At 72.5% G+C, this 1,641-nt stretch carries 1 protein-coding gene; it reads right to left on the bottom strand.

Annotation, left to right across the window (positions count from 1 at the left end):
* Positions 1 to 171: 171 nt before the first annotated feature.
* A partial coding sequence (locus tag H5J30_RS31895; RefSeq protein ID WP_258563628.1) for a hypothetical protein occupies positions 172 to 1,641 on the bottom strand: 1,470 nt, incomplete at its 5' end.

Here is a 1,641-nt window from a genome sequence, read left to right as displayed (position 1 = left end):
CGCGGGGGCCGGGCCGTCGCCGCGGTAGCCGGTGATCAGCCGCTCCACGGCCGCTCCCGCCCGCCGCGTGCCGACCCCTGCCAACTGCCGTCCGAGCGCGCCCCGAAGATCATCCTCGACATCCACGCCCCGAGCCTACGGCCCGCCCACCCGCGCCCCGCCGCAAGGCGGTCAGTGCAGCCGCTTGTGCTCCTCCGGCCGGAACGTCGTCACCAGCGCCAGACACAGCACCGCGATCCCGATCCGCCCCGTGGCCTGGAGCAGCGGCCCCCGCAGGAGGATGAACGAGTACCCCGCGATCAGCGGGACGACCGTCGCCATCACGTTCCCCGGATCCCGCGACATGTGCCCCGACTCGGCGAACCTCCGGTCCGTACGCGCCGCCGCGTACCCCACCAGCAGCAGCCCGCCCGCCATGCCCAGCGGCCCGAAGTCGAGCCACAGCTCCGTCCACAGCGGCGAGGACAGGTTGACGTTCGTCATCCCCATCCACGTGCCCACCTTGACGCCGGAGTCGAGCTGCTTGTCCTCCCACACCGAGCGGGGCACGAAGAAGAACGCCGACGACGCCAGCTGCTTGCCGTACGTGTGGCCCGTGCCGGAGTCCACGTACGAGATGGTGTTGGCGAACATCACCGTCTGGTCGTAGTCCTTCATCACCAGCGGCTCCAGCACCGAGCCCGACTGCGTCTGCTTCCGCCCGGCCTCGTCGTAGCGGAACTTGTCCGCGAACGGGAACAGCAGCACCGCCGCCGCCACGCCGCCCGCGAGCGCCGCCCGGTACACCACGGGGCTGCGCGGGAAGGCGGTGAACAGCAGGGCGAAGGCGACGGTGAGGAACCAGTACCGCGGGTTGGAGATCGGGTTGTTGACGATCGCGTTGATGAGGACGAGGCCCGCCCACGGAAGCACCACCGACGGCTGCCGCCTGGCCCGGCGCGACATCACCAGCCAGCGCGTCAGCATCAGCAGCGCCAGCAGCGCGGGCACCGTACCGAAGCCGCGCAGGAACGCCGAACCGACCTGCGAGTCCGCCGTGCCGCCGCCGGTCAGCTCGTCGCTGATCGCCTGGCGGCTGCCGAAGAACGGCGCCGGGCCGCCGAAGGACACGATGAGCAGGGCGCTGCCGGCGTAGGCGAGGATCACCAGCAGGTACAGGCGGCGCTTGTTGACCGAGGCGACCGGCCGCGGCCTGCTCAGCCGTGCCTCCGAGGCGTGCCGCGACAGCAGCGCGCCGACGTCGAAGGCGACGAAGCCGGCGAGCACCAGGGCCACCGCCATGGTGAAGTCGCCGCGGGTGCCGACCACCGGGGTCGGGGTCTGGTCCAGCACGATCTGCGCCAGCGGGGCGACGCCCATCGCGACGTAGCAGAAGAGCCAGACGGTGCCCTGGATGAGCCGCCGCCGGGTGGTGAGGATCATCGCGGAGAGGCGGGCGCCCGCGTAGCAGGTGGTGGCGAGCTGGAGCCAGAACACCGCGTCGCGGACGTCGGGCTGGGAGCGGCCCGCGATGGCCAGCGGCAGGACGAAGACGAGGGCGACGACGAGCGGGACGGCGAGCGCGCGGGAGAGCACGGCGCGGGGGGCGGGGCTCTTCGGGATGACGAAGGGGGTGAACGGCCGCCGGATCCGGGGGCCGGC

The sequence above is a fragment of the Streptomyces phytophilus genome (assembly GCF_013870535.1).
GTDB lineage: Bacteria > Actinomycetota > Actinomycetes > Streptomycetales > Streptomycetaceae > Streptomyces > Streptomyces phytophilus.
Note: the sequence above shows the minus strand (reverse complement) of the source record. Positions and strands in the feature narration are given on the sequence as shown.